At 65.7% G+C, this 23059-nt stretch carries 17 protein-coding genes; 9 read left to right on the top strand and 8 right to left on the bottom strand.

Annotation, left to right across the window (positions count from 1 at the left end):
- Nucleotides 1-88 precede the first annotated feature (88 nt).
- The gene (locus HUT07_RS00170; protein WP_176019193.1) at nt 89-2851 is read right to left on the bottom strand and encodes a TonB-dependent receptor; all 2763 of its coding nucleotides are present in this window, start codon (nt 2849-2851) and stop codon (nt 89-91) included.
- A 285-nt stretch (nt 2852-3136) separates the two neighbouring features.
- On the opposite strand from HUT07_RS00170, the gene HUT07_RS00165 reads away from it, so the two are divergent.
- Both HUT07_RS00165 and eda read left to right on the top strand, forming a co-directional pair.
- Nucleotides 3137-4156 (top strand): sugar kinase, encoded by a 1020-nt coding sequence (locus tag HUT07_RS00165; protein ID WP_176019192.1) that lies wholly within the window; start codon nt 3137-3139, stop codon nt 4154-4156.
- On the top strand, nt 4143-4781 hold the full coding sequence (eda, locus tag HUT07_RS00160) for a bifunctional 4-hydroxy-2-oxoglutarate aldolase/2-dehydro-3-deoxy-phosphogluconate aldolase (protein ID WP_176019191.1): 639 nt from the start codon (nt 4143-4145) through the stop codon (nt 4779-4781). Before HUT07_RS00165 ends, eda begins: the two co-directional genes overlap by 14 nt.
- A 48-nt stretch (nt 4782-4829) precedes the next feature.
- On the opposite strand, the gene HUT07_RS00155 is transcribed toward eda, so the two are convergent.
- Nucleotides 4830-6680, bottom strand: a complete 1851-nt coding sequence (locus tag HUT07_RS00155) for a sigma-54-dependent Fis family transcriptional regulator (protein ID WP_254898784.1) — start codon at nt 6678-6680, stop codon at nt 4830-4832.
- A gap of 222 nt (nt 6681-6902) precedes the next feature.
- Here HUT07_RS00155 and adh point away from each other — a divergent pair, with 222 nt between their 5' ends.
- The 3 genes from adh (at nt 6903) to HUT07_RS00140 (ending at nt 10029) form a co-directional block, all read left to right on the top strand.
- Nucleotides 6903-8432 carry an aldehyde dehydrogenase gene (gene adh, locus HUT07_RS00150; protein WP_176019189.1) on the top strand — a complete coding sequence of 510 codons (1530 nt, stop codon included), beginning with the start codon at nt 6903-6905 and terminating at the stop codon, nt 8430-8432.
- A 74-nt stretch (nt 8433-8506) separates the two neighbouring features.
- The gene (gene adhP / locus HUT07_RS00145) at nt 8507-9535 is read left to right on the top strand and encodes an alcohol dehydrogenase AdhP (RefSeq protein WP_176019188.1); all 1029 of its coding nucleotides are present in this window, start codon (nt 8507-8509) and stop codon (nt 9533-9535) included.
- 104 nt (nt 9536-9639) lie between these two features.
- Complete coding sequence (locus HUT07_RS00140) at nt 9640-10029, top strand: hypothetical protein (protein WP_176019187.1); 390 nt, start codon at nt 9640-9642, stop codon at nt 10027-10029.
- A 71-nt stretch (nt 10030-10100) separates the two neighbouring features.
- Here HUT07_RS00140 and ligD read toward each other — a convergent pair whose 3' ends face one another.
- The 3 genes from ligD to HUT07_RS00125 all read right to left on the bottom strand — a co-directional run bounded on the left by ligD (nt 10101) and on the right by HUT07_RS00125 (nt 14057).
- Entirely contained in the window at nt 10101-12578 is a 2478-nt protein-coding gene (ligD, locus tag HUT07_RS00135; protein WP_176019186.1) for a DNA ligase D, read from the bottom strand.
- 3 nt (nt 12579-12581) lie between these two features.
- Nucleotides 12582-13511, bottom strand: coding sequence for a Ku protein (locus tag HUT07_RS00130; RefSeq protein ID WP_176019185.1), 930 nt, complete (start codon nt 13509-13511; stop codon nt 12582-12584).
- A gap of 147 nt (nt 13512-13658) precedes the next feature.
- Nucleotides 13659-14057 carry a hypothetical protein gene (locus HUT07_RS00125; RefSeq protein WP_176019184.1) on the bottom strand — a complete coding sequence of 133 codons (399 nt, stop codon included), beginning with the start codon at nt 14055-14057 and terminating at the stop codon, nt 13659-13661.
- Between the two features lie 141 nt (nt 14058-14198).
- Between HUT07_RS00125 and HUT07_RS00120 the strand changes: the two genes are divergently transcribed.
- Nucleotides 14199-14525: a hypothetical protein gene (locus HUT07_RS00120; RefSeq protein WP_176019183.1), complete on the top strand. Its 327-nt coding sequence runs from the start codon at nt 14199-14201 to the stop codon at nt 14523-14525.
- Between the two features lie 97 nt (nt 14526-14622).
- On the opposite strand, the gene HUT07_RS00115 is transcribed toward HUT07_RS00120, so the two are convergent.
- The gene (locus tag HUT07_RS00115; RefSeq protein ID WP_176019182.1) at nt 14623-16737 is read right to left on the bottom strand and encodes a TonB-dependent receptor; all 2115 of its coding nucleotides are present in this window, start codon (nt 16735-16737) and stop codon (nt 14623-14625) included.
- 170 nt (nt 16738-16907) lie between these two features.
- On the opposite strand from HUT07_RS00115, the gene HUT07_RS00110 reads away from it, so the two are divergent.
- The 3 genes from HUT07_RS00110 (at nt 16908) to HUT07_RS00100 (ending at nt 20281) form a co-directional block, all read left to right on the top strand.
- A complete protein-coding gene (locus tag HUT07_RS00110) occupies nt 16908-18110 on the top strand; it encodes an amino acid aminotransferase (protein WP_176019181.1) in 1203 nt (400 codons plus the stop codon).
- A gap of 335 nt (nt 18111-18445) precedes the next feature.
- Complete coding sequence (locus HUT07_RS00105) at nt 18446-19462, top strand: class 1 fructose-bisphosphatase (RefSeq protein WP_176019180.1); 1017 nt, start codon at nt 18446-18448, stop codon at nt 19460-19462.
- A 108-nt stretch (nt 19463-19570) separates the two neighbouring features.
- Complete coding sequence (locus HUT07_RS00100) at nt 19571-20281, top strand: 2OG-Fe(II) oxygenase (protein WP_176019179.1); 711 nt, start codon at nt 19571-19573, stop codon at nt 20279-20281.
- A 47-nt stretch (nt 20282-20328) separates the two neighbouring features.
- On the opposite strand, the gene HUT07_RS00095 is transcribed toward HUT07_RS00100, so the two are convergent.
- Nucleotides 20329-20751, bottom strand: coding sequence for a hypothetical protein (locus tag HUT07_RS00095; RefSeq protein WP_164144998.1), 423 nt, complete (start codon nt 20749-20751; stop codon nt 20329-20331).
- Between the two features lie 7 nt (nt 20752-20758).
- Nucleotides 20759-22957 (bottom strand): RHS repeat-associated core domain-containing protein, encoded by a 2199-nt coding sequence (locus HUT07_RS00090; protein WP_176019178.1) that lies wholly within the window; start codon nt 22955-22957, stop codon nt 20759-20761.
- Nucleotides 22958-23059 lie beyond the last annotated feature (102 nt).

Here is a 23059-nt window from a genome sequence, read left to right as displayed (position 1 = left end):
TAGCAAGGCCACGCCGCGACGGCACCTTGCGGCGCAGCAGCGGTCGTGGCGAACGACGGCATGCCGGGTGGCACGTCGCCGGCGTTGCTCAGAACTTGTAGCGCAGCCCCAGCAGGTACTGGCGGCCGGTCTCGGTGTACTGCAGCGGCAGGCGACCGGTCAGCGGCGAGTACACCCACTCGTCGGACGCCTCGTTGGTCAGGTTGATGCCTTCCAGGCTCAGTTCCAGCTGGTCGCTGATCTTGTAGCGGATGGACGCATCGAACACCGTGGTCCCGGTCATGCCGTGGTAACCGTCGAGGTTGAAGCCGGTCTCCTGGCCCGGTGCCTGGGTCAGGTAGTCATCGCGGTTGGTAGCCGAGATGCGCCCGGCGAACTTCTCGCCTTCGTAGAAGAGCGTGGCATTCCACGACGACTTCGACAGGCCGGTCAGGTCGGTCTTCATCACCGGCTGCCCAGCCGAGTTGATGTACTGGATCTTCGATTCCACCCAGGTGTAGTTCAACTGCACGCCCAGATTGGCCCACTTGCCCGGCAGGAAAGTGAAGGGCTGGGTGTAGTTGGCTTCCACGCCATGCAGTTCACCGCCCGGCGTGTTGACCGGCCTGCTGTAGGTGAAGTCATCGCTGGCCGAGGCGCCGGTACCGGCCAGCAGCGAGGCCGGCAGGCCGCTGTCACTGTACGGACGCACTTCGCGGGTGGTCTGTACGAAGCTCTCGATGTCCTTGTAGAACAGACCGATGCCCGCCATTGCGCCTTCGGCGAAGTACCACTCGAAACCGAGGTCGACATTGGTTGCGCGGATCGGATCCAGCACCGGGTTGCCACTCGAGATGGTCCGTGCGCCACCGGCCACCGCCACCGTCGCGCCAGGCGTCAGGCTGCCCAGCCCCGGACGGCTCATCACTTTGGCCGCACCCAGCCGGATCAGGAAGTCCGGAGTGACTTCAGCCACCAGGTTGAACGAGGGCAGGGTGTCGTCGTAGGTGCGGCTGACCGTGGTTTCGACGGTGCCGTTGGCCAGCGTCGACTGGCCGGTGGACGACTGCTTGGTGCGCACATAGCGTACGCCGAAGTTGCCCGACAGCGGCAGCGAGCCCAGTTCGGTGGAGAACTCGCCCATCAGGTACCCGCCGCGGTCCTTCTCTTCGACGCTGCGCACATTGTTGGCGCGCGGGGCGACGGCGAAGGTACCGCTGTTGCTGTAGATGTCCAGCTGTTCGGCGATCGCGTCCAGGTCCGGCACGACCCAGTTCGACGGACTGCCGCTGATGCCCTTCAGCCCGGCCTGCTCGGTCAGGTCCGCCGGCACGATCTTGCTGCCGCCGGCGAAGTTGGGCACGGCCAGCTCGCTGGCGCGGCGCAGTTCGACGGTCTTGAACGTGTAGTCCTTGGCCAGCACGCCGCCCTTCAGGCGGAAACCGGGGCTGATGTTCCAGTTGAAGTCGATCTGGCCGGTGTCGAAGTCGTTGTCCACGTACTGCGGGCGCAGGCGGATCTCGGCCAGTTCCCAGCCGTTGGGATTGGTCGGGTCGATGCCGTAGTTGAGCACCGGCGCGCGGCTGTCGCCGCGGTAGTCGTAGCTGTAACCCTTGACGTCGTACTTGTCCATGATGACCGTGGTCTGCACCGGGTTCTCATGCTTGGAGCGCGAGATGCCGAGCTTGCCGGACAGGGTGAAGTCATCGCCGAAGCGGTGCTGGCCGTTCAGCGCGATCTGCTTGAACTCGGTGCTCCACTCGTCGTGGCGGTTCTCGGTGCGGATGTCGACGTTGTCGAATTCGCCGTAGAGCAGTGCGTTGTCGCGGATCTCGCCGTTCCTGACGATGGTGGTCGGCTTGCCCGACAGGCGTGCGCTCGCATTGGCGCCGCGGCTGAAGGAGATCGCTTCGATGTAGTGCTCGTCGCGCGTCGCATCGATCTTCGAGTACAGCGCATCCAGCGAGATTTCGGTGGCGTCGTTCGGCTTCCACTGCAGCGAACCGGTCACGCCGAGCCGCTTCTGTTCGTGTTCCATCTGCACATAGCGCGGGAAGCGCGGATGGAACACGTTGGCGCCACGCGCGGCGGCAAACGGCGAGGGCGCGGCGAAGTTGCCGTTGCTCGGGCCATTGGCCCAGCGGCCGGTGTTGGAACCTTCTTCCAGCGCCTGGCGCTCGGAATAGGCCACCGACAGCAGTGCGCCGAAGGTGCCTTCGGCGAAGGTGTTGGAGACCAGCGCGGCGATGCGCGGGTCGGCCTTCTCGGCCATCGCGTTGTAGCTGGCCTGGCCGCTGGCGGCGAAGGTGAAGCCGTCGTAGTCGAACGGACGCGCGGTGCGCAGATCGACAGTGGCGCCCAGCGAGCCTTCCTCTACATCGGCCGAGGCGGTCTTGCGCACCAGCAGCTGCGAGAACAGGTCCGAGGCGAACACGTTGAAGTCGAAGCCACGGCCGCGGTTGGTGCCGCCGCTCTGGTCGCCGGCGCCGACCGTGGTCAGCGCTTCCATGCCGTTGATGCGCACGCGGGTGAATTCCGGGCCGAGGCCACGCACCGAGATGTTGCGGCCTTCGCCGGCCTCGCGGGTGATGACTACACCCGGGATGCGCTGCAGCGACTCGGCCAGGTTCAGGTCGGGGAACTTGCCGATGTCCTCGGCGACGATGGCATCGACCACGCCGGCTTCGCCACGCTTGATGTCCAGCGCCTTCTCCACGCTGGCGCGGTAGCCGGTGACGGTGACCGTGTCCAGGTCGGTGGCGTTCGGGTTGGCGCTCTGCTGCTGCGCGCCGGCGTTGCCTGCCAGGGCCAATGCTACGGCCAACGCGAGCAAGGTAACCGGTGTCTTTTTTTCATGGTTCCGAGAATGCATGCCTTTCCCCTCTCCCAAAGGTCTGGTATCGCGGCTGTTTCAGCGTGATGACACCGCTGGTCAGGCCGGACGTTAACAGCACGTTCCCGATCCGGCATCTTGCACCGCAACAGATCTGAAATGTCTCCAAGACGCTTGCAGGACAATGCTTCCAACAGTTTGGTAGGCTTAGGGCAAGGCTGGGCGGGATTGAAATGACACCGCTAGCCAAATCCACGCCCCACGCGTGGTCCACAACCACGCCGCCCAGTGTCACATGCGGGCGGCACGCGTGAAGGAGCAGAAATGGGTCGTATCGTGTGTTTCGGGGAATTGCTGCTGCGCTTGGGAGCGCCCGGTCGCGAACTGCTGCTGCAGTCGCCGCAGCTGCAGGTGCACGTCGGCGGCGCCGAGGCCAACGTGGCTGTCTCGCTGTCCCGTTTTGGACATGACGTGGCCATGGTCAGCACCGTCGCCGGCAACGCGCTCGGTGCGCATGCGCTGGCCGAACTGCGCCGGCACGGCGTCGATACGCGCGGCGTGCGCGAAGATGCCGAAGGCCGCATGGGCCTGTATTTCCTGACCACCGGCGCAGTGCAACGGGCCAGTGAAGTGGTCTACGACCGTGCCGATTCCGCGTTCGCCAACAGCACCGCCGCCGACTACGACTGGCCGGCGCTGCTGCAGGGCGCGCAATGGCTGCACCTGTCGGGAGTCAGCCCGGCGCTGGGCCCGGACGTGGCGCAGGCCACGCTGGCCGCAGCGCGTGCCGCCCGTACGCAGGGCGTGCGCGTGTCTTTCGATGGCAACTTCCGGCCGAAGCTGTGGCAGCGTTGGGGCGGCGATGCGCAGGCCATCCTGCATGAACTGTTCGCGCAGGCCGACATCGTCTTTGCCGATTACCGCGATATCGAAGTCATCCTCGGCCAGCGCTTCGAACAGCCCGACGTGGTCGCGCGCGTGGAAGCGGCGGCAGCGGCGGCGTTCGAAGCGTTCCCGCAGCTGCAGTGGCTGGCCTGCACCCAACGGCAGACGTTGAGCGTGGACCACCATGCGCTGGGCGCATTGCTGCTTGGCCGCGATGGCACCCGCGCACAGGCGCCGGTACGCCAGCTGCAGGGCATCGTCGACCGCATCGGCGGTGGTGATGCCTTCGCGGCAGGCATCCTGCATGGCATCCTGTCCGCCTTCGATGCCGACGCCACCGTGCGCTTCGGCCTGGCCGCCGGGGGCCTGAAGCACTCCATTCCCGGCGATTTCAATCCCGTCAGCGAAGCTGATGTGTTGGCCCTGATGGGCGAGGAGAGATTCGATGTCCGGCGCTGATCCACGCGTTCGTGCGGTACTGAAACTGGCACCGGTGATTCCGGTGTTCACCCCCGATGACATCGACGATGCGGTGCAGGTCGCGCAGGCGCTGTTCCGTGGTGGCCTGCCGGTGATCGAGGTGACCCTGCGCACGCCCCGTGCGCTGGAAGCGATCAAGGCGATGGTCGAAGCCGTGCCGGATGCGGTGATCGGCGCCGGCACCGTGCTCGATGCCGCACAGATGCAGGCCGTAAAGCAGGCCGGTGGCCGCTTCGCGGTGTCGCCCGGGGCGACGCCACGGCTGTACGCTGCCGCACGCGATGCCGATCTGCCCTACCTGCCGGGTGTGGCCACCGGTTCGGAGCTGATCGTCGGCCTGGAACATGGCCTGGATACCTTCAAGTTCTTCCCCGCCGTGCAGGCCGGCGGTGCCGCGATGCTGTCGGCGTGGCACGGCCCGTTCGGTGATGTGCGCTTCTGCCCGACCGGTGGCATCAGTGCGCAGACTGCCAGCCAGTTCCTGCACCTGCCCAACGTGCTGTGCGTGGGCGGCTCCTGGCTGACCACCGCCGCGCTGATGCAGACCCGCGACTGGGACAGCGTCGAGCGCCTGGCGCGCGAGGCCGCGGTGCTGGCCAGTTGATCGTTCGGCCGCTGGTACCGGGCACAGACCCGGCGCCAGCGGATTCCCTCAACCACGCGGCGTACCCAGGCGCCGGTACAGGGTGCTGCGGTTGATCCCCAGCCGCTTGGCGGCCGCGCTGACGTTGCCCTGGCACTCGGCCAGCGCCTGGCGCATGGCCGCCTCGGCGATCTCCTCCAGCGCACCGCTGGCAGGCAGTGCTGGCGCGGCCACCGTGCCAGCACGCACGTCCACCGGCAGCAGCTGCGGATCCACCGGCTGACCGGGCTCAGCCAGTGCTGCCAGCGTGCGCAGGCAGGCACTCAGCTGCCGCAGGTTGCCGGGCCAGGCATGGGCCACCAGTGCCGCGCGCGTCTGCGCAGACAACACATGGCCGTGTCCCAGCTGCTGCCACAGCGCATCCACCACTGCACCGCGATCGGGATGTTGCCGCAGCGGTGCCAGGGTCACCACGTGGTCGGCGATGCGGTAATACAGATCCGCACGGAAGCGGCCTGCGTCCACCGCCTGCGGCAGTTCGCAGTGGCTGGCGCAGACCAGCGCGAAATCGAGTTTCACCGGCTTGCCACCGCCCAGCGGTGACAGCTCGCGCTCCTGCAGCACGCGCAGCAGGCGCGGTTGCAGCGCCAGCGGCATGTCGCCGATCTCATCGAGGAACAGCGTGCCGCCCTCGGCCTGCCGCAGCAGGCCCGGGCTGCCCTGGCGGCGCGCACCGGTGAAGGCACCATCCTCGTAGCCGAACAGCTCTGCTTCGATCAGGCCCTCCGGCAGTGCCGCGCAGTTCACCGCGACGAAGGGCTTTCCGGCACGCACGCTGCGTGCGTGCAGTTCACGCGCGAAGACTTCCTTGCCGGTGCCGGTCTCGCCCTGCAGCAGCACCGGCAACCCGGCCTGCAGCACACGTCCTGCATTGGCCAGCTGATGTTGCTGCGCGATATCGAACAGCGGCCCCTGCGCGCGCGCCGGCAACGACGCGGTCGCCACCGGCGTGGCCACACTGCGTCGCGACGCGCGTGCTTCGCGCACGCCGTACAAACGACGACCCTGGCGATCAAGCAGCACGCCGTCATCGGCCAGCCGCGACAGCGGCTGTTCGAACAAAGCTTCGTACGGCGTGCGGCCGATATCCTGCCGATCGAGCCCGAACAGCGCCAGCCCGGCACGATTGGCCGCGATCAAGCGTCCGCCGCGGAAGCCGAGCACGCCCTCGCGCGCACTGCCTAGCAGCGCGGGTTGATGATGCAGGCGCAGCAGCTCGCAGTCGGACAGGCCGTCGGCGAAACCGCGGTGCTCGATCTGCGCAACCGCCTGCCGCACCAGTGCCAGTGCATGCAGGTGCGGCAACCGCGCATCACCGGATACGTCGAGCACACCCAGGCACTGCCCATAGGGATCGAGGATCGGCACCGCCGAACAGGTGAGGATGCCGTGCGGGGCGAAGTAGTGTTCGCCGCCACGCACCTGCAGCGCGCGCCCGTCCACCAGCGCGGTGCCGATCGCGTTGGTACCGACCGTGCCTTCGTCCCAGCGCATGCCCGGCATCAGCGCGACACGACCGGCCTTGTCGAGGAAACCGGTGCTGCCTTCGGCGTCGAGGATCCAGCCGTCTTCATCGGTCAGCAGCACGATGCTGCCGCTGTGGGTCATTTCCGCCGCCAATCCATCCAGCTCTGGGCGCGCCTGTCGCCACAGGCGCTCGCGGCGCTGGCGCAGTTCGCGCAGGCGGTGGTCGGTCAGCGGTTCGGCGGTCGGCTGCGCATCCACCAGCAGGCCGTGCCGTTGGCAGCGTTGCCAGGAATGCAGGATCGCCTCGGGCACCGCGCCAACCGGGGCAGCGCCACGCTCGAAGAAACTGCGCCGGGCACTGCCCAGGCGGGGATCGGGAGCAAGCGGGGACACCGACAGCCTCCTGTGTCGCACAGTGCGACAGTTGTTGCGGGACCTGTCCCGATTAACAGCACACCCCGCGTCGGCCTGCAACGGCCACACCTGCTGCACTGCCGCAGCCTGCGCGACACCATGACCGACAGCCGGGCGATGAAGGCGTGATGCAGCGCAGCAGGCCTGGGTTGGCATCGTCCTTGCGCCTGTGCAGGCACCATGCCCACCACAGGAGCCGCCATGAACGCCGTACCGTCCGCCCGCCCGCATGCCACCGATCCGCGTTCCCTGTTCAAGCCGCGCTATGGCAACTACATCGGTGGCGAATGGATCGCCCCGCGCAGCGGCCAGTACTTCGACAACATCTCGCCGGTGAACGGCCAGGTATTTACCGAGGTCGCCCGCTCCAATGCCGAGGACATCGACGCCGCACTCGATGCCGCGCACGCCGCCAAGGACGCCTGGGGCCGCACATCGGCTGCACACCGTGCATTGCTGCTCAACCGCATCGCCGATCGCATCGAACAGAACCTGGAACTGCTGGCCCACGCCGAGACCTGGGACAACGGCAAACCGATCCGCGAGACGCTCAACGCCGACGTGCCGCTGATGGCCGACCACTTCCGCTACTTCGCTGGTTGCCTGCGTGCGCAGGAAGGCAGCCTGTCGCAGATCGACGACGACACCGTGGCCTACCATTTCCACGAACCGCTGGGCGTGGTCGGGCAGATCATCCCGTGGAACTTCCCGCTGCTGATGGCGGCCTGGAAGCTGGCACCGGCACTGGCCGCCGGCAACTGCGTGGTACTGAAGCCGGCCGAGCAGACGCCAGCGTCGATCCTGGTGCTGATGGAAGTGATCGGTGACCTGCTGCCGCCGGGTGTGCTCAACGTGGTCAATGGTTTCGGCCTGGAAGCGGGCAAGCCGCTGGCCAGCAGCCCGCGCATCGCCAAGATCGCCTTCACCGGCGAGACCTCCACCGGCCGCCTGATCATGCAGTACGCCAGCCAGAACCTGATCCCGGTGACGCTGGAACTGGGCGGCAAATCGCCGAACCTGTTCTTCGCCGACGTGATGGCCGAAGACGATGATTTCCTCGACAAAGCCGTGGAAGGCTTCGTCATGTTCGCCTTCAACCAGGGCGAGGTCTGCACCTGTCCGTCGCGCGCGTTGGTGCAGGAATCGATCTACGAACGCTTCATGGAACGCGTGCTCGAACGCGTGGCAGCGATCCGGCAGGGCAATCCGCTGGACCCGAACACCATGGTGGGCGCGCAGGCATCCGGCGAACAGCTGGAGAAGATCCTCTCCTACATCGCCATCGGCCGCGAGGAAGGCGCCGAGGTGCTGATCGGTGGCGACAAGGCCGCGCTGGGTGGTGACCTGGCCGACGGCTTCTATGTGCAGCCCACCATCTTCAAGGGTCACAACGGCATGCGCGTGTTCCAGGAGGAGATCTTCGGGCCGGTGGTGTCGGTGACCACGTTCAGGACCGAGGAAGAAGCATTGCAGATCGCCAACGACACGCTGTACGGGCTGGGTGCCGGCGTCTGGAGCCGCGATGCCGCGCGCCTGTACCGGGTCGGCCGCGCGATCCAGGCCGGGCGGGTATGGACCAACTGCTATCACGCCTACCCGGCACACGCCGCGTTCGGCGGCTACAAGCAGTCGGGCATCGGCCGCGAGAACCACCGGATGATGCTCGACCATTACCAGCAGACCAAGAACCTGCTGGTCAGCTACGCACCGAAGAAGCTCGGCTTCTTCTGAGGATTGATCGGGATCAAGGCGCGGGCATGGGGCCGGCGCCATCCTGTCTGCAAGCGCACTACGGAGAAGCACGCATGAATAGAACCATGAAGGCCGCCGTTGTCCGTGAGTTCGGCAAGCCGCTGGTCATCGAAGAAGTCGTGGTACCGCGCCCGGGGGCGGGCGAGGTGCTGGTCAAGATCGAGGCCTGTGGCGTCTGCCACACCGACCTGCACGCCGCCGAGGGCGACTGGCCGGTGAGACCGAACCCGCCGTTCATCCCCGGCCACGAGGGCGTGGGGCACGTCGTGGCCGTGGGAGGCGGGGTAGGGCACATCAAGGAAGGTGACAGGGTCGGCATCCCCTGGTTGTACTCGGCGTGTGGCCATTGCGAACACTGTCTGGGTGGATGGGAAACGCTGTGCGAAACGCAGCGCAATACCGGCTACTCGGTCAACGGCGGCTTCGCCGAGTACGCACTGGCCGATGCCAACTATGTCGGCCTGCTTCCGAAGGAAGTGGGCTTTGTCGAGATCGCGCCGGTGCTGTGCGCCGGCGTCACCGTGTACAAGGGCCTGAAGGTCACCGACACCAAGCCCGGTGACTGGGTGGCCATTTCCGGTATCGGCGGCCTCGGCCACATGGCGGTGCAGTACGCCCGCGCGATGGGCCTGAACGTGGCGGCGGTGGACGTCGATGACGCCAAGCTGGCGCTGGCACGGCGCCTGGGCGCGCAGGTCACCGTCAACGCGCGCACCACCGATCCGGCCGCATTCCTGAAGAAGGAGATCGGCGGTGCGCATGGTGCACTGGTCACCGCGGTTTCGCCCAAGGCGTTTGAACAGGCGCTGGGGATGGTGCGGCGCGGCGGCACGGTCTCGCTCAACGGTCTGCCACCGGGCAACTTCCCACTGGACATCTTCGGCATGGTGCTCAACGGCGTCACCGTGCGCGGTTCGATCGTCGGCACCCGCCTGGACCTGCAGGAATCGCTGCAGTTCGCCGCCGAAGGCAAGGTTGCGGCGACGGTCAGCACCGACCGCCTGGAGAACGTCAACGAGGTGTTCGCGCGCATGCACGCCGGCACCATCGAAGGCCGCGTGGTGATCGACTTCGCTGCCTGACCCCCTGTGCATGGCTGCCGTGCCCGTTTCCCTCTCCCACGGGCACGGCGGCCATGCCGATCTGCCCGCAGCGCCGGGCGGCCTGGCCGCCGTACAATGCGCGCATGCCCGCCACGCTCAAGACCCTCTTTCTCTCGTTGCTCGCCCTGATCGGCGCGTTGCTCGCGCTGGCTCTGGTCAGCAGTACTGCCGGTTGGTTGCCTTCGCTGCTGGGCATGACACCGGGAAGTGAGGCGCAGCTCGGCTGGGACCTGGCGTTCACCGTGCTCGGCGGTGTCGCCGCCATCGCCTTTGCCACCTACTACGCACCGTGTTGGCCGCGCGCGCATGGCACTTCGATCTGGTCGTTGCTGGTGCTCGGCGCGGGCTATGGCCTGTGGGGGATGGGGGGCGATTTCCCACAGTGGTTCGTCATCGGCCTGCTGGTTTCGCTGCCGGTGCAGTTGCTGGTCGGCTGGTGGTTCGGCCGCCGCGCCTCGCGCGATCCGCGCTGACCGGCTACGGGTAGTGCCGGCCGCTGGCCGGCAACCTTGGCCATCCTGCAGTTGCCGGCCAGCGGCCGGCACTACCGCTGCAGCGTCGGCAGCTTCTGCTTCACCCGTTCGATGCCCTGCCACGGATCCGCTTTCAATCGCTTCGCCCGTGCCAACGCCTTGTCCATCGGAAACGCATCGGCAGCGCCGACACGCGCCAGCTCTTCCCAGCGCAGCGGCACCGCCACGCCCGCGCTCTCGCGCGCACGCAGCGACCACGAACACACGCTGGTCGCACCGCGTGTATTGCGCAGCCAGTCGATGAAGATCACGCCGCTGCGCTTGGCCTTGCTCATCGTCGCCACGTAGCGGTCCGGCGCCTGTTCGGCCATCGCCTGCGCGAACGCCTCGCAGAACGCTTTCGCGTCCTCCCAGTCCGCCTTCGGCAGCAGCGGCACCACCACATGCACGCCCTTGCCACCCGACAACCGCACGAAGCTCTGCAGCCCGGTCTCCTGCAATCGATCGCGCACATCACGCGCGCCGCGCTTCACGTCGGCCCAGCTCACGCCCTCACCCGGATCAAGATCGAACACCAGCCGGTCGGGATGCTCGGGATCGGCCACCGTCGCCCCCCAGGGATGCAGCTCCAGGGTGTTCATCTGCACCAATTGCAGCAGCCCGCGTTCGTCACCGATATAGACGTAGTCCTCGCGCCCGCTCTTCTGCCGCAGCGGCACTGCATGCACGGCGTCGCCCAGGCCTTGGCCGTGGTGCTTCTGGAAGAAACAGGCCTTGCCCACGCCATCGGGACAGCGCAGCAGCGAAAGCGGCCGTCCACTGATTTCCGGCAGGATCCAGCGCGCCATCTGCCGGTAGTAGCCGGCGACGTCACCCTTGCTGAGCTTCTTCTTCGCAAACACCACGCGCTCGGGATGGGTGATGGCAACGTCGTCGCCGTCATCGGCCGGTGCTGCACTCATCGCCAGGTCCTCCTTCTGCTTGTCACTGCGCAGTCGCTTGAAACTGGCCTGGCGCAGCAATCCTTCCTTGCCCCAGCCACGGAACGCGACCTCGGCCACCGTCACCGGCTTCACCCAGCGCACGCTGGCCGCACGGAAGGGCACGTGCGCCGGCAGCTCCAGCACCGCTGCCTTCACCGCCAGCGGCGCCAGCGTGGCCGACAGCGCGCGCAGGCTCTCGTCGTCGAAGCCGGTACCGACCCGGCCGACATAGCGCAGGCCGCCCTTGTCCGGCGTGGCCAGCAGCAGCGAACCGAATCCCACCCGCGAGCCCTTTGGCGCGGTGTGGCCGATGATCAGGAATTCATCGGTGTCCTCATGCTTCACCTTCACCCAGCTACGCGCGCGGGCGTTCACGTAGGGCGCATCGATCTGCTTGCTGACGATGCCCTCGAAGCCCGCCTTGCCGCTGGCCTCGAACACCGCCGGGCCGTGATCGATGACGTGCTCGCTGAAAGCCAGCGTACCCGGCGTATCGCCGATCAGCTCCTTCAGCAGTGCCTTGCGTTCCAGCAGCGGCGCGCGGCTGATGTCGACGCCGGCCACGCCCGGCAGATCGAACACGATGTAGCGCAGCGGTTGTTTCGAGCTGCCGTCGATCACCCGCTGCAGCGCGGCGAAGTCGCTGCGGCCGCTGTCATCCAGTACCACCAGTTCCCCATCCAGGCGTGCATCGCGTACCGGTAGCGCCTGTACGGCCCGCACCACTTCGGGAAAATCCGCGGTCCAGTCCAGGCCATTGCGCGAGCGCAGCTTTACCTCGCCCTCGTGCAGGTCCGCCAGCAGCCGGTAGCCATCCCACTTGATCTCGTGCAGCCAACGCTCACCATCGGGCGCAGCGCCGCGATGATCGGTGAGCTGGGGTTTGAACTGGCGCGGGTAGCTCTTGTCACGCGCCCCATCCAGCTTCAGCGCACGCGCATGCCAGCGTGCATCAGCCTTGCGTGGATGCGCGGTACGCGGCGCTGGCGCCGCCTTCTTCGCAGAGGCGCGGCGCGCCTTCGCAGATTTGGGTGCTGGCGAATGCAGCAGATCATCCGCTTCAGCATCCCGTGCCTGCTCGTCGTCGCGCTTGATCAGCAGCCACTGCACCTGGCGGCCCTTCATCGCCGTGCGCACCAGCTTCCAGCCACCCGCCAGGCGCTGTCCATGCAGCACGAAGTCGATCTTGCCAGCCGCCAGTGCCTCCAGCGGATCACCTTCGCAGGCCCAGCTGCCGTGGTCGAACACATCGACGTGGCCGGCGCCGTAGTGTCCTTCCGGAATATCACCTTCGAAGCCGGCATAGGACAGCGGATGGTCTTCCACTTCCACCGCCAGGCGCTTCTCGCCTACCCGCAGCGACGGCCCCTTCGGCACCGCCCAGCTCTTCAACACGCCATCCATTTCCAGGCGGAAATCGTAGTGTCGGCTGCTGGCGTGGTGCAGTTGAACCACGAAGATCGGCCGCCGCTTCGGGTTGCCCCGCGCGGGCACTTCGTCCGGCTCGGGGGTCTGCCCGCTGCCTCCGCCCAGCCGACGCTTGCGCCGGTACTGATGCAACGACATGGCTCAACCTGCCTTGCGTCGCGCGGCGGTTTTCTTTGCAGCCTTCTTCGCAGGGGCCTTTTTTGCCGGTGCCTTCTTCGCCGCTGTCTTCCTGGTCGATGCCTTGCGCACGGCCACCTTCTTCGCCGGCGTGCGCTTGTTGGCATCCAGGCTCTTCTGCAGCAATGCCATGAAGTCCACCACGTTGGTGCTGGCGTCCTCGCGCGGTGCCGGCTCGTCCTCCACCTTGGTGGTGCCACCCTTGGACTTGATGCGCTTGTTCAGCACCTGCTGCAGGCGCTCGCGGAATTCATCGTGGTACTGCGAAGGATCCCAGTCACCGGCCATCGACTCGATCAGCTGCTCGGCCATCGCCGTTTCCTTGCTGGTGATGCGGTAGTCAGCGAGCTTTCCACTGGGCAGCGTGTAGTCGTCAGGCTCAACCAGTTCCTGGGGATAGCGCAGGATCATCAGCACCAGTGCGTCGTCGTTGGGCATCACCGCGCACAGGTACTCGCGCGTGCGCACCACCACCCGTGCGATACCGACCTTGCCGGTGTTGCGCAGGGTTTCCCGCAGCAGCACGTAGCCTTTCTCGGCCTTCTTCCCGGGCACCAGCAGATAGGGTTTTTCGTAGTAGCGTGGATCGATCTGCGTGGCGTCGACGAAGGTCTCCACCTCCACCGTTTCATGGCTCTCCGGCGCAGCCGAACGGATATCGTCTTCCTCCAGCACGACGTAGCTGCCCTTGTCGTACTCGTAGGCTTTGACGATGTCCTTCCACGGCACTTCCTCGCCGGTGTCGGCGTTGACCCGCTCGAAGCGGATCGGCTTGCGGTCGCGCGAATCCAGCATGCGGAAGTGCAGGTCGACCTTGCGTTCACCGGACATCAGCGAGACCGGTACGTTGAGCAGGCCGAAGGAAAGTGTGCCGGTCCAGATCGGGCGGGCCATGATGCGCACCTGGGGTTTCAGCAGGGATGGCCAGCTTCAGCCGGCCACCGTGAAACGCTCGTGTCGGCAACGTGCACGCCGCGCGGGTAGTGCCGGCACGCTGGCCGGCAGCGTGCTGAACCCGGAGATCCCGCCCAGCGGCCGGCACTACTGCAGCAGCGTCCTCACCGCAGCGGCCGGGATATGGTCCAGCGCGCGCCAGGCATCTTCCACCACCGGTTGCGCCTGTGCCCAGTTCAGGCGCGACTGTCCGCGCATCTGCTCCCAGTGCTCGGCCAGTTCGCCACAGGTATCGGCACCGCCGCCACGCGGCCAGTCGGCGGCGTGGGTGGTCAGCGCGAAGGCATACACCGGGCACAGATCGCGCCAGTTGCGGTGCCCTTGTGCGCGACGTTCTTCGTAGTCGCTCAGCATGTACTGCAGGTAATCCTGCGCCACCGCCTGCGGATCCTCGAGACGGCGGGTCCGGCGCTGCGCGCTGCGCTGGCCCAGCGGATCCAGCAGGGCGTTGAACACGGATGGGGCGGGGCGTTCAAGACGGGGCATGGCCGGCTCCTGCAGCAGGGCGGGTGGGCAGGAATACGCGCGCTGCCGTTATCCAGTCGTGACAAAGATGTTCATGACGCCAGGTTCGCAGCGGCTTTACCTCGTCCGCGCTGTAGTGGGGGCCTACCGGAGGAATGCCCCATGACCAGCACCCGTGACCCCCTGCGTGAGAACCACACTCCCCAGCCGGGCGAGCAGCGCGGCAAGCATGATCTGGCCGACGCCGAGGACCGCGGCGCCGGCATGTCGGTGCCGGACGAGGGCGCATTGCCCGTCGTACGCCGGCCGGAGCAGGCCGCGCAGGACCGCAAGGACTGTGGCGATCGCAACCGGGGTGGCCAGGAAAGCCCGCTGAAGCGACGCGAGCGCAAGCAGCATGCCAGCGACAACCAGGACGAGGCGCTGGAAGAAACCTTCCCGGCCAGCGATCCGACCTCGCCGTTCGTGCCGGCCAAGGCCCCGGATTGACGGCAAGGCCTTCGTTTGACGGGTAGTGCCGGCCGCTGGCCGGCAACCTCAGCGATCCTGCACGGAGCGATGCCGGCCAGCGGCCGGCACTACCACTTCAGCGCCATGACCACTGCAGCCCCACGCTGGCGCGGCGGTCCGGCCCGGGCTCAAAGAACCGGCCATTACCGTCGTTAACGATCACCGAGCCGATGTAGCGCTGGTCCAGCACGTTGTCGATACGCGCGAAGGCGCGCAGTTCACCGGCCTGCAGCCTCCAGCTGCGGCCGGCTTCCAGGTTCAGCAGCGCGTATCCCGGTGCGCGCTCGGTAGCGATGTCGTTCACCACCACGTCGCTGCTGGCGGCAGCTTCCAGCGCCCACTGCCAGTCCCCTGGCGACCACTGCAGGCGGGCATACGCCTGCTGCCGGGGCACGCCGGGCAGGCGGCTGCCGGCAGCAACTACGGTGTCGGGCACTGCGCAGTTGCTGGCCGCACAGGCCAGGTAGGGCGAGCGCACCTGCGCCTGCAGCCAGGTCCAGGCCAGCTGCAGTTCCAGCTGCTCAGCCAGCGGCTGCCGGTACTGCAGCTCCACACCCTGGCGACGGGTGCTGCCGATGTTGCGATACGTGCTGCGGCCATTGGTGTTGCTGGCAACGGCCAGCTCATCGTCGGTATCTGCACGGAACAGGCTGACATCGAGCTGCCTTCCATCCTGCGCATGCCACTTGCTGCCCACTTCCAGGCTGCGGCTGCGCGCAGCCGCCAGATCCAGCGCCAGCCTGGCCTGGCCATCAGCGCGGTAGCCGAGCTCGTTGAAGGTCGGGGTTTCAAAACCACGGCCCAGGGCCGCGTGCAGGCGCCACTGCGGGGTTGCCTCGACGCTGACACCGGCCACCGGCGTGGTGGCCTGGTAGCGGCGATGGCCACTGTCGTCCGGGTTGCGCCCGACCATGTAGCGATCATTCGATTCGAAGCGCACCGTGCTGTGGCGCACCCCGGCCAGCAACGACCAGCGCGGGCTCCACTGCCACCACGCCTGGGCGAACTGATCCACGTTCTGCACGATGTCGATCTGGTCGCGGCGCACGCGGCCGCGTACCCCCACGGTGCTGCCGATGAAGTTCTCGTAGCCAGTGCGGTGCTGGCGCTGGCGGTCAGCATTCACCCCCGCCACCAGATCCAGCGGGCGGCCCCACAGATCGCCGTTCCAGCCCCAGCGCGCGTCCAGCCCGCCGTAGCCGCCATCCAGGTCGATCACGCCACCGGCGTGCAATGGGTTGGCCTGCGGTCCCGGCGGAATCGGCAGGTACTGGCTCACCGCGCGCTGCCCGGCATAGCCCATCAGCTGCCAGCGCTGCGCACCGGCTTCACGGGTCCAGCGCAGGCCGGCCTGCTGCTGGCGCACTGATTTGCGGGTGTTGTACTGGTCGGCCAACGCCGTGGCCTGACGCGGGTCGGCCGCTACCTGCGCGCGGGTCAGGCCCAGCGGGTCCTGCGCGTTCGGCGCGTGCAGCGCGTTGAGCAGCAGTTCCAGGCGGCCGCCCGCGAGGTCGGTGCCCAGCCGCGCGTTCAACGATTCGCGACGTGCACGGCTGTGATCGCGCCAACCGTCGGTGCTGAAATGGTTGGCGGCCACGTTGTAGTCGATGCCCCTGCCCGCCCCGCGCAACTGCGCACCGACGCTGAGCGTGTTGTCGGCACCCGCGTTCACCCGCAGCCGCCAGGGGTCACCGGTTTGACCCTGTGCGCTCCACACCTGCAGCACGCCACCGGACGAGTTGCCGTACAGGGCCGAGAACGGCCCCCGCAGCACCTCGATGCGCTCCGCACCGAGCAGGCTGGCGTGCGACAGCTGACCCTGGCCATCGGGCATGGTCGCCGGTACGCCATCAATCAGCACCCGCACCCCGCGCACGCCGAAGGTCGAGCGTGCGCCGAAGCCACGGATCGACAGCTGGGTGTCCTGCGCGAAGTTCTGCCGGTCCCGGGCCAGCAGGCCCGGCACCCCACCCAGCGCCTCGGACAGCTGCGCGTTGGCGCCGCTACGGTCGGCATCGATCCACACCGTATCCAGGCTGGCGGGCAGGGCGAAGGGATCCACGCCAGGCACCCGCGCGGCCTGCACCTGCACCGTCGGCAGGACCGTCGGCGAGGGCGCGGCGCCCACCGCCAAAGGCGATAGCAGCAGGGCGGACAGGGGAAGGCAACGACGTCGCGCGGCGGGATTCATGATTCAGGTTGATGGATCGGCGGTAACGCACGCCATGGTACGGGCAGGCCGATGACGATGGCGGCGGCCAGCCCCGGCAGGCTTTGTTACGATGGGTCGGTTTCGGCCGACAGGCCGCAAGCCGCGTGGCGCAATTCCTCCCCCTTTCCGTCTACCGAACGAGTACCGCCGTGTCCTTCTTTGCAAACGTGGAACTGGTCCCAGGCGACCCGATCCTGGGCCTGACCGAGGCGTACAACGCCGACAGCCGCCCGACCAAGGTCAACCTGGGTGTGGGCATCTACTACGACGAGAGCGGCCGCATTCCGCTGCTGCGCGCCGTCAAGCAGATCGAGCAGCAGCTCGCCAACGAAGCCAAACCGCGCGGCTACCTGCCGATCGATGGCCTGCCGGCGTACACCCAGGCCACCCGTGAGCTGGTGTTCGGCAAGGATTCGCCGCTGCTGGCCGCTGGCCGCGTCACCACCGCACAGACCGTCGGTGGCAGCGGTGCGCTGCGCGTCGGCGCCGACGTGCTGAAGAAGCTGCTGCCGCACGCCACCGTCGCACTGAGCAACCCGAGCTGGGAAAACCACCGCGCGGTGTTCAGCGCCGCTGGTTTCGAGGTGGTGGACTACACCTACTTCGACCCGACCACCCATGGCGTCAACTTCGACGGCCTGCTGGCCGACCTGGGCAAGCTGGAAGCGGGCACCGTGGTGCTGCTGCACGCCTGCTGCCACAACCCCACCGGCGCCGACCTCACCGTCAGCCAGTGGAAGCAGGTCGCGCAGCTGCTGAAGGACCGCCAGCTGTTCCCCTTCATCGACATGGCCTACCAGGGCTTCGACAAGGGCATCGAGCAGGACGGCGCTGCGGTGCGCATCATCGCCGAGGCCGGCATCGACAGCTTCATCGTCGCCAACTCGTACTCCAAGTCGTTCTCGCTGTATGGCGAGCGCGTGGGTGCGCTGTCGATGGTCGCGCCGACCGCCGCTGACGCCAAGGCCGTGCAGTCGCAGGTCAAGCGCGTGATCCGCACGATCTACTCCAGCCCGTCCACCCACGGTGCTGCACTGGTTGCCGGCGTGCTGACCAACCCGGACCTGCGCGCGATGTGGGAGCAGGAACTGACCGAGATGCGCGAGCGCATCCACGCCCTGCGCCAGGGCCTGGTCGAGAAGCTGGCCGCCGCCGGTGCCCCGCAGTTCGGCTTCATCAACGAGCAGGCGGGCATGTTCTCGTACTCCGGCCTCAGCCGCGAACAGGTCGAGCGCCTGCGTGACGAGTTCGGCATCTACGCCGTCGGCACCGGCCGCATCTGCGTGGCCGCGCTGAACCAGAACAACCTGGAATACGTCGCCAAGGCCGTGGCCACCGTCGCCAAGGGCTGATCGACCGCTCCAGCAAGCTGTGGAAACAAAGGCGCCGAAAGGCGCCTTTGTTTTTTGCTCCTGCCTTGCCACACCCTCCGCGCGCGCAGCCAACCCTGAAGCGCGCGGGAGGGGGCGACAATGCAGGACCGTTGGCGCCATGGATGGCGCCATCGAGCTTACATGGACGTACTTGCAGCGTGTCCTGCATTGTCGCCCCCTCCCGCGCGCCTCTACGAAAGGAAGGCGCCGCACAGCGCAACGCATCTGGAAACGATTACGCCTTCCCCGCTCACCCACGCGCAAGTCAGACCAGCGACAATAGGCGTTTTCCCGTTGCCGAGACCTGCCCGCCCATGTCCCGTACCTCGTTGACCCGATTCCTGATCCAGCAGCAACACGCCGGCCGCATCAACGCCGACCTGCGCCAGCTGATCGCGGTCGTCGCCCGCGCCTGCACCAGCATCTCCATCGCCGTCAGCAAGGGCGCCCTCGGTGGCGTGCTCGGCGAAGCCGGTACCGGCAACGTGCAGGGCGAAGCGCAGAAGAAGCTGGATGTCATCAGCAACGAGATCCTGCTGGAAGCCAACGCCTGGGGCGGTCACCTCGCCGCCTGCGCATCGGAGGAGATGGACCACAGCCAGCCGGTGCCGGACATCTACCCACGCGGCGATTTCCTGCTGCTGTTCGATCCCCTCGATGGCAGCTCCAACATCGACGTCAACGTCTCCGTCGGCACCATCTTCTCGGTGCTGCGTTGCCCGACCAACGTCGAACTGCCTGGCGATGACGCCTTCCTGCAGCCGGGCAGCAAGCAGATCGCCGCCGGCTACTGCATCTACGGGCCCAGCACGCAGCTGGTGCTGACTGTCGGCCACGGTACCCACGCCTTCACCCTCGACCGCGAAACCGGTGAGTTCCTGCTGACCACCGAGAACATGCAGATCCCGGCGGCGACCCAGGAGTTCGCCATCAACATGTCCAACCAGCGGCACTGGGAAGCACCGATGCAGGCCTATGTCGAAGATCTGCTGGCCGGCAAGGACGGCCCGCGCGGCAAGAACTTCAACATGCGCTGGATTGCCAGCATGGTGGCCGACGTGCATCGCATCCTGACCCGCGGCGGCATCTTCATCTACCCGTGGGACAAGAAGGAACCGGGCAAGGCCGGCAAGCTGCGCCTGATGTACGAAGCCAACCCGATGGGCCTGCTGGTGGAGCAGGCGGGCGGTACGGCCTGGACCGGTCGCGAACGCATCATCGACCTGCAACCCGACCAGCTGCACCAGCGCGTGCCGGTGTTCCTCGGTTCGCGCGAAGAGGTCGCCGAGGCCGTGCGTTATCACCAGGAGCATGACGCGAAGAGCGTCTGACAGCGGCCATCCCTACAGCGGTCATGGCAGAACGATGACATGACCGCAGGGTGACAGCAGGGGCGGCAAACGGCACCATCAAGTCCTTGCCGTCCAAGGAATGCACGCATGCAGCAGTCGGGCCCTGTCGATTTCATCGAGGTCATCCACAACGCCGTCCCCAGCGACGTGTGCGCTGCAATCGTCGCGCGCATGCGTGCAAGCCAGGGCCTGAAACCCGGTGCAGTGGGCAGCGGTGTGTTCCCGGAACTCAAGCACAGCAAGGATCTGCGGATCAGTGGCCTGGAGGGTTGGCAGGATGTGGACCAGCAGCTGCAGCAGGCGGTTTTTGCCGGTCTGCAGACTTATCTACGCCGTTATCCACAGGCATTGATCGCGCCGTTGATGTTGCAGATCCAGGACAGCAACGGCCAGCCGCGGCGTCTGTCGGCCGAGGATTTTCCCGACATGGCACCGGAGCAGCTCGCGGATCTGGCGCGCACCTGCCTGCGCCCGGGCGCGATCAACCTGCAGTGGTACGCGGCAGGCGAGGGTGGCTACCCGTACTGGCACTGCGAGCTGTACCCGAAGGACGCGCAGGCCGACACGCTGCACCGGCATGTGCTGTGGACGCTGTATCTCAATGACGACTTCGACGAAGGCGAAACCGAGTTCCTGTTCCAGGGGCGCAAGATCGCGCCGCGCACCGGCAGCCTGCTGATCGCACCGACGGCATTCACCCACACGCATCGTGGCAACCGGCCGCAGGGCGGCGACAAGTTCATCGCCACCAGCTGGATCCTGTTCCAGAGTGCGCAGCAATTATTCCGAGGCAGCTGATCGCCGCGACCTGCATCGTCGACGTCGAGCGTGCGATCGCCGCCCGGCTAGCTCCCCGGCAAATCCATCAACAGGTTGCGACAGAGATTGTTCATATCCCCGCGCTGGACGCAGAACGTGTCCAGATGCATGGCATCGACCTGCTGCTGGGTCAGCTGGCCATTGCGTTGCTTCTGCGCTATCGCGGCGATGAACGAGTAGGCCTCGTAGCTACCTCCCCGATCTTCAATGACCGCCTTCAACTCCAGGAGATAGGCCAGGTCCTGCTTTGCCAACTCGTCTTCGATGGAAAGGGATGGGGGGTGAACCTTCATAGCGCCAAAGAACACCCTGGTCTTCTCGTCATCCGGAAGTGAAGTGAAACTCCCGTTGCCGGCATCGGCCGCCTTGTACTTCAAATATGCCGAGACATCGGGATCTCGCGTGGCCACGCACGCGGAGAACGCGATGCATAGAAGGACAAGGAACATGCACCTGCTAGTTAACACAATCACAGGGATTGACTCCTGATTTTTTGAGTTCACGCTCGATCATGCTACCCATGGTGTATGCATCCCTTTCGAAAGAGATGTTCCTGTACGCGGTATCGTGATTCTCTCCCCTCATGATCCTTCCGGTTTCGTAATCATTCTTGTATCTAAGCAGGAACGAGCCCAGTCCCAGGACCTGTTGCTGGTAGGTATGCGCTAGCTCGTGCCCCAACAGTGCAATGGTCTCGATGGAGCCCGGGATATCGTCGGACGGATTGACAAAGATGTTGTTGCCAAGCGTCATCGCTGAATAGCCCTTAGGAACAAGCCGTTCGTTCGAGATGAAGTCCACATCACCCATATCCACCAATCCCCCGTAATACGGCGCCAAGGCTTCTTTCTCGCAATCAAGCAATGCACGAAGCCCCAGGGGATCGGTGCGGTTGATGGGATTGCCACCCACATAGCCATAGGTATTCAGCCCACCCGCCAACCCGATCGGATCACTCTGCACATATCGTCCGATACTCGCGTCATAGTCGCGGAAGCCGTTGTACCAGAGTCCGCTTTCCACATCGTAGTACTGGCCCGGGAAGCCAATGTTCAACCCTCCGATCTCATCCTTCTGGACGCTACGCCCGTAGGCGTAGTTGTACGCCTTCCATACGGTCTGCTGGCTCGGGCTGGTGACGAACTCCGGGCGACCAAGATGATCGGTATGCACATAATTGTGCTGCCCGCTGCGAGCGAGCCCAACCAGTTCACCTTCGAACCAGAAGTAGTTGGTCCATACGCCATTGTTCAGCTCGGTCATCAGCTGGTTCTGGCCGGCGTAGAAGTATCGACTGTTCGTACTCAGGTTGATCTTCGCCACGCGCTGTCCCTGGGCATTCAGCACGTAGTCGGTCGCTGCGCCTCCGATGTTGCTGCGGCTCATGCGGTTGAAGACATCGTACTCGTAGGTACTGATGCGACTGCCCGCGGTCTCACTGATGCGATTTCCCAACGCGTCGTACTGGTACTGCCGGCTACCATCCTGGTTGGTGTAGTCCAGCACCCGGTTGCTACCTGGATCGATACTGTACTGGGTAAGCTGGTTCCCCCCTTGGTAGCGATCATGGTTTCCGCCAGCATCGTAGGAAAGCTGATTGGTGACACCAAAGCGCGTCAGCTGCGTCAGACGGCTCAACGCGTCGTAGCCGATCAACTGCGTCATGTTCGGATCGACCGCATCGATGATGGCGTTGATTTCACCATCCCCGCTGTATTGGTAGTCCAAATAGCTGACTTTTTGGCTGTTAGGTCCCCAGACCGACATCGCGGTAAGCCGCCCCTCTTGGTCGTGGTTATAGCCTCTGACGAGGCCATTACCGTATGCCAACGATTCGCGGACACCCGTTGCTTTCCAGTTGGCTTGGGAAATGATCGAGCGCTGAGTTCCGTCGACCGTTGCCAACAACGAGCTTGGCTTTCCTTGGGAACCATATGTATAGGTCGCCTTGTCACCGTTGGGATAGGTGATCTGGCTCAGGCGATTGATACTGTCGTATCCATAGATTGTGCTGTAGTCCGTCTTCTGATCAGACAGATCGGTGAAGTCACGTCGTATCTGCAGCTCACTGTTCGGTGTATAGCCAAAATGGGTGGCGGTTCCGGGCCCTGAAGTACCGCACAGTTGACCTTTACCATTGCCGCACCAATCGTAGCTGTAACCCATTGTTCGGCCTTCTGCGCTCGCAGAAGTCAATCGCCCCAGACCGTCGTAACCAAAGGAGACGACACTGCCATCGGCCCGCTCCGTCGATGTCCGCAGACCTGCAGCATCGTACTGGTGCTGGGTCGTTCCCGTGTCCGGACTCACCTGTCTCCACATCTGGCCGAAACCATCGAATTCGTAGGTGGTAACGAGATTGCGGGGATCGCTCACACGGATCGGGCGATCTGCCAGATCGTAGGCAATCTGGGTCGTGCCCCCGGCGGCGTCGATTGATTTGATCAAGCGTCCACGCGGATCGTAGCTCATACGGGTGACGCGATTCTGCGAATCGGTCACCTGCGTGACGCGTCCCTCCGCGTCATAGGCATAGCGCACGTTCTGTACGCCGTTGCCGCGCTCGACGATCACCCGACCCAGTTCGTCGTACTCATATGTGTTGACGGAGACAACAGCGTTCAGCCCCATCAGGGCAAGCGTCAGTGCTGGCATATGGCTGGTCCTTTCTTACCGAGGGCGTTCGCAGACGATGCGACCGCAACTTCCCTTGTTGTTCTCGACCGACTGAAAGACATTTGCTTCCGCGCCCCAGAC

Source organism: Stenotrophomonas sp. NA06056 (assembly GCF_013364355.1).
Taxonomy (GTDB): Bacteria; Pseudomonadota; Gammaproteobacteria; order Xanthomonadales; family Xanthomonadaceae; genus Stenotrophomonas.
This window is presented reverse-complemented; position numbering and strand designations above follow the sequence as displayed.

Coding starts and splice junctions, on each gene's coding strand:
- HUT07_RS00170 (WP_176019193.1), bottom strand. CDS start 2,851: ATGCATTCTCGGAACCATGAAAAAAAGACACCGGTTACCTTGCTCGCG.
- HUT07_RS00165 (WP_176019192.1), top strand. CDS start 3,137: ATGGGTCGTATCGTGTGTTTCGGGGAATTGCTGCTGCGCTTGGGAGCG.
- eda (WP_176019191.1), top strand. CDS start 4,143: ATGTCCGGCGCTGATCCACGCGTTCGTGCGGTACTGAAACTGGCACCG.
- adh (WP_176019189.1), top strand. CDS start 6,903: ATGAACGCCGTACCGTCCGCCCGCCCGCATGCCACCGATCCGCGTTCC.
- adhP (WP_176019188.1), top strand. CDS start 8,507: ATGAATAGAACCATGAAGGCCGCCGTTGTCCGTGAGTTCGGCAAGCCG.
- HUT07_RS00140 (WP_176019187.1), top strand. CDS start 9,640: ATGCCCGCCACGCTCAAGACCCTCTTTCTCTCGTTGCTCGCCCTGATC.
- ligD (WP_176019186.1), bottom strand. CDS start 12,578: ATGTCGTTGCATCAGTACCGGCGCAAGCGTCGGCTGGGCGGAGGCAGC.
- HUT07_RS00130 (WP_176019185.1), bottom strand. CDS start 13,511: ATGGCCCGCCCGATCTGGACCGGCACACTTTCCTTCGGCCTGCTCAAC.
- HUT07_RS00125 (WP_176019184.1), bottom strand. CDS start 14,057: ATGCCCCGTCTTGAACGCCCCGCCCCATCCGTGTTCAACGCCCTGCTG.
- HUT07_RS00120 (WP_176019183.1), top strand. CDS start 14,199: ATGACCAGCACCCGTGACCCCCTGCGTGAGAACCACACTCCCCAGCCG.
- HUT07_RS00115 (WP_176019182.1), bottom strand. CDS start 16,737: ATGAATCCCGCCGCGCGACGTCGTTGCCTTCCCCTGTCCGCCCTGCTG.
- HUT07_RS00105 (WP_176019180.1), top strand. CDS start 18,446: ATGTCCCGTACCTCGTTGACCCGATTCCTGATCCAGCAGCAACACGCC.
- HUT07_RS00100 (WP_176019179.1), top strand. CDS start 19,571: ATGCAGCAGTCGGGCCCTGTCGATTTCATCGAGGTCATCCACAACGCC.
- HUT07_RS00095 (WP_164144998.1), bottom strand. CDS start 20,751: ATGTTCCTTGTCCTTCTATGCATCGCGTTCTCCGCGTGCGTGGCCACG.
- HUT07_RS00090 (WP_176019178.1), bottom strand. CDS start 22,957: ATGCCAGCACTGACGCTTGCCCTGATGGGGCTGAACGCTGTTGTCTCC.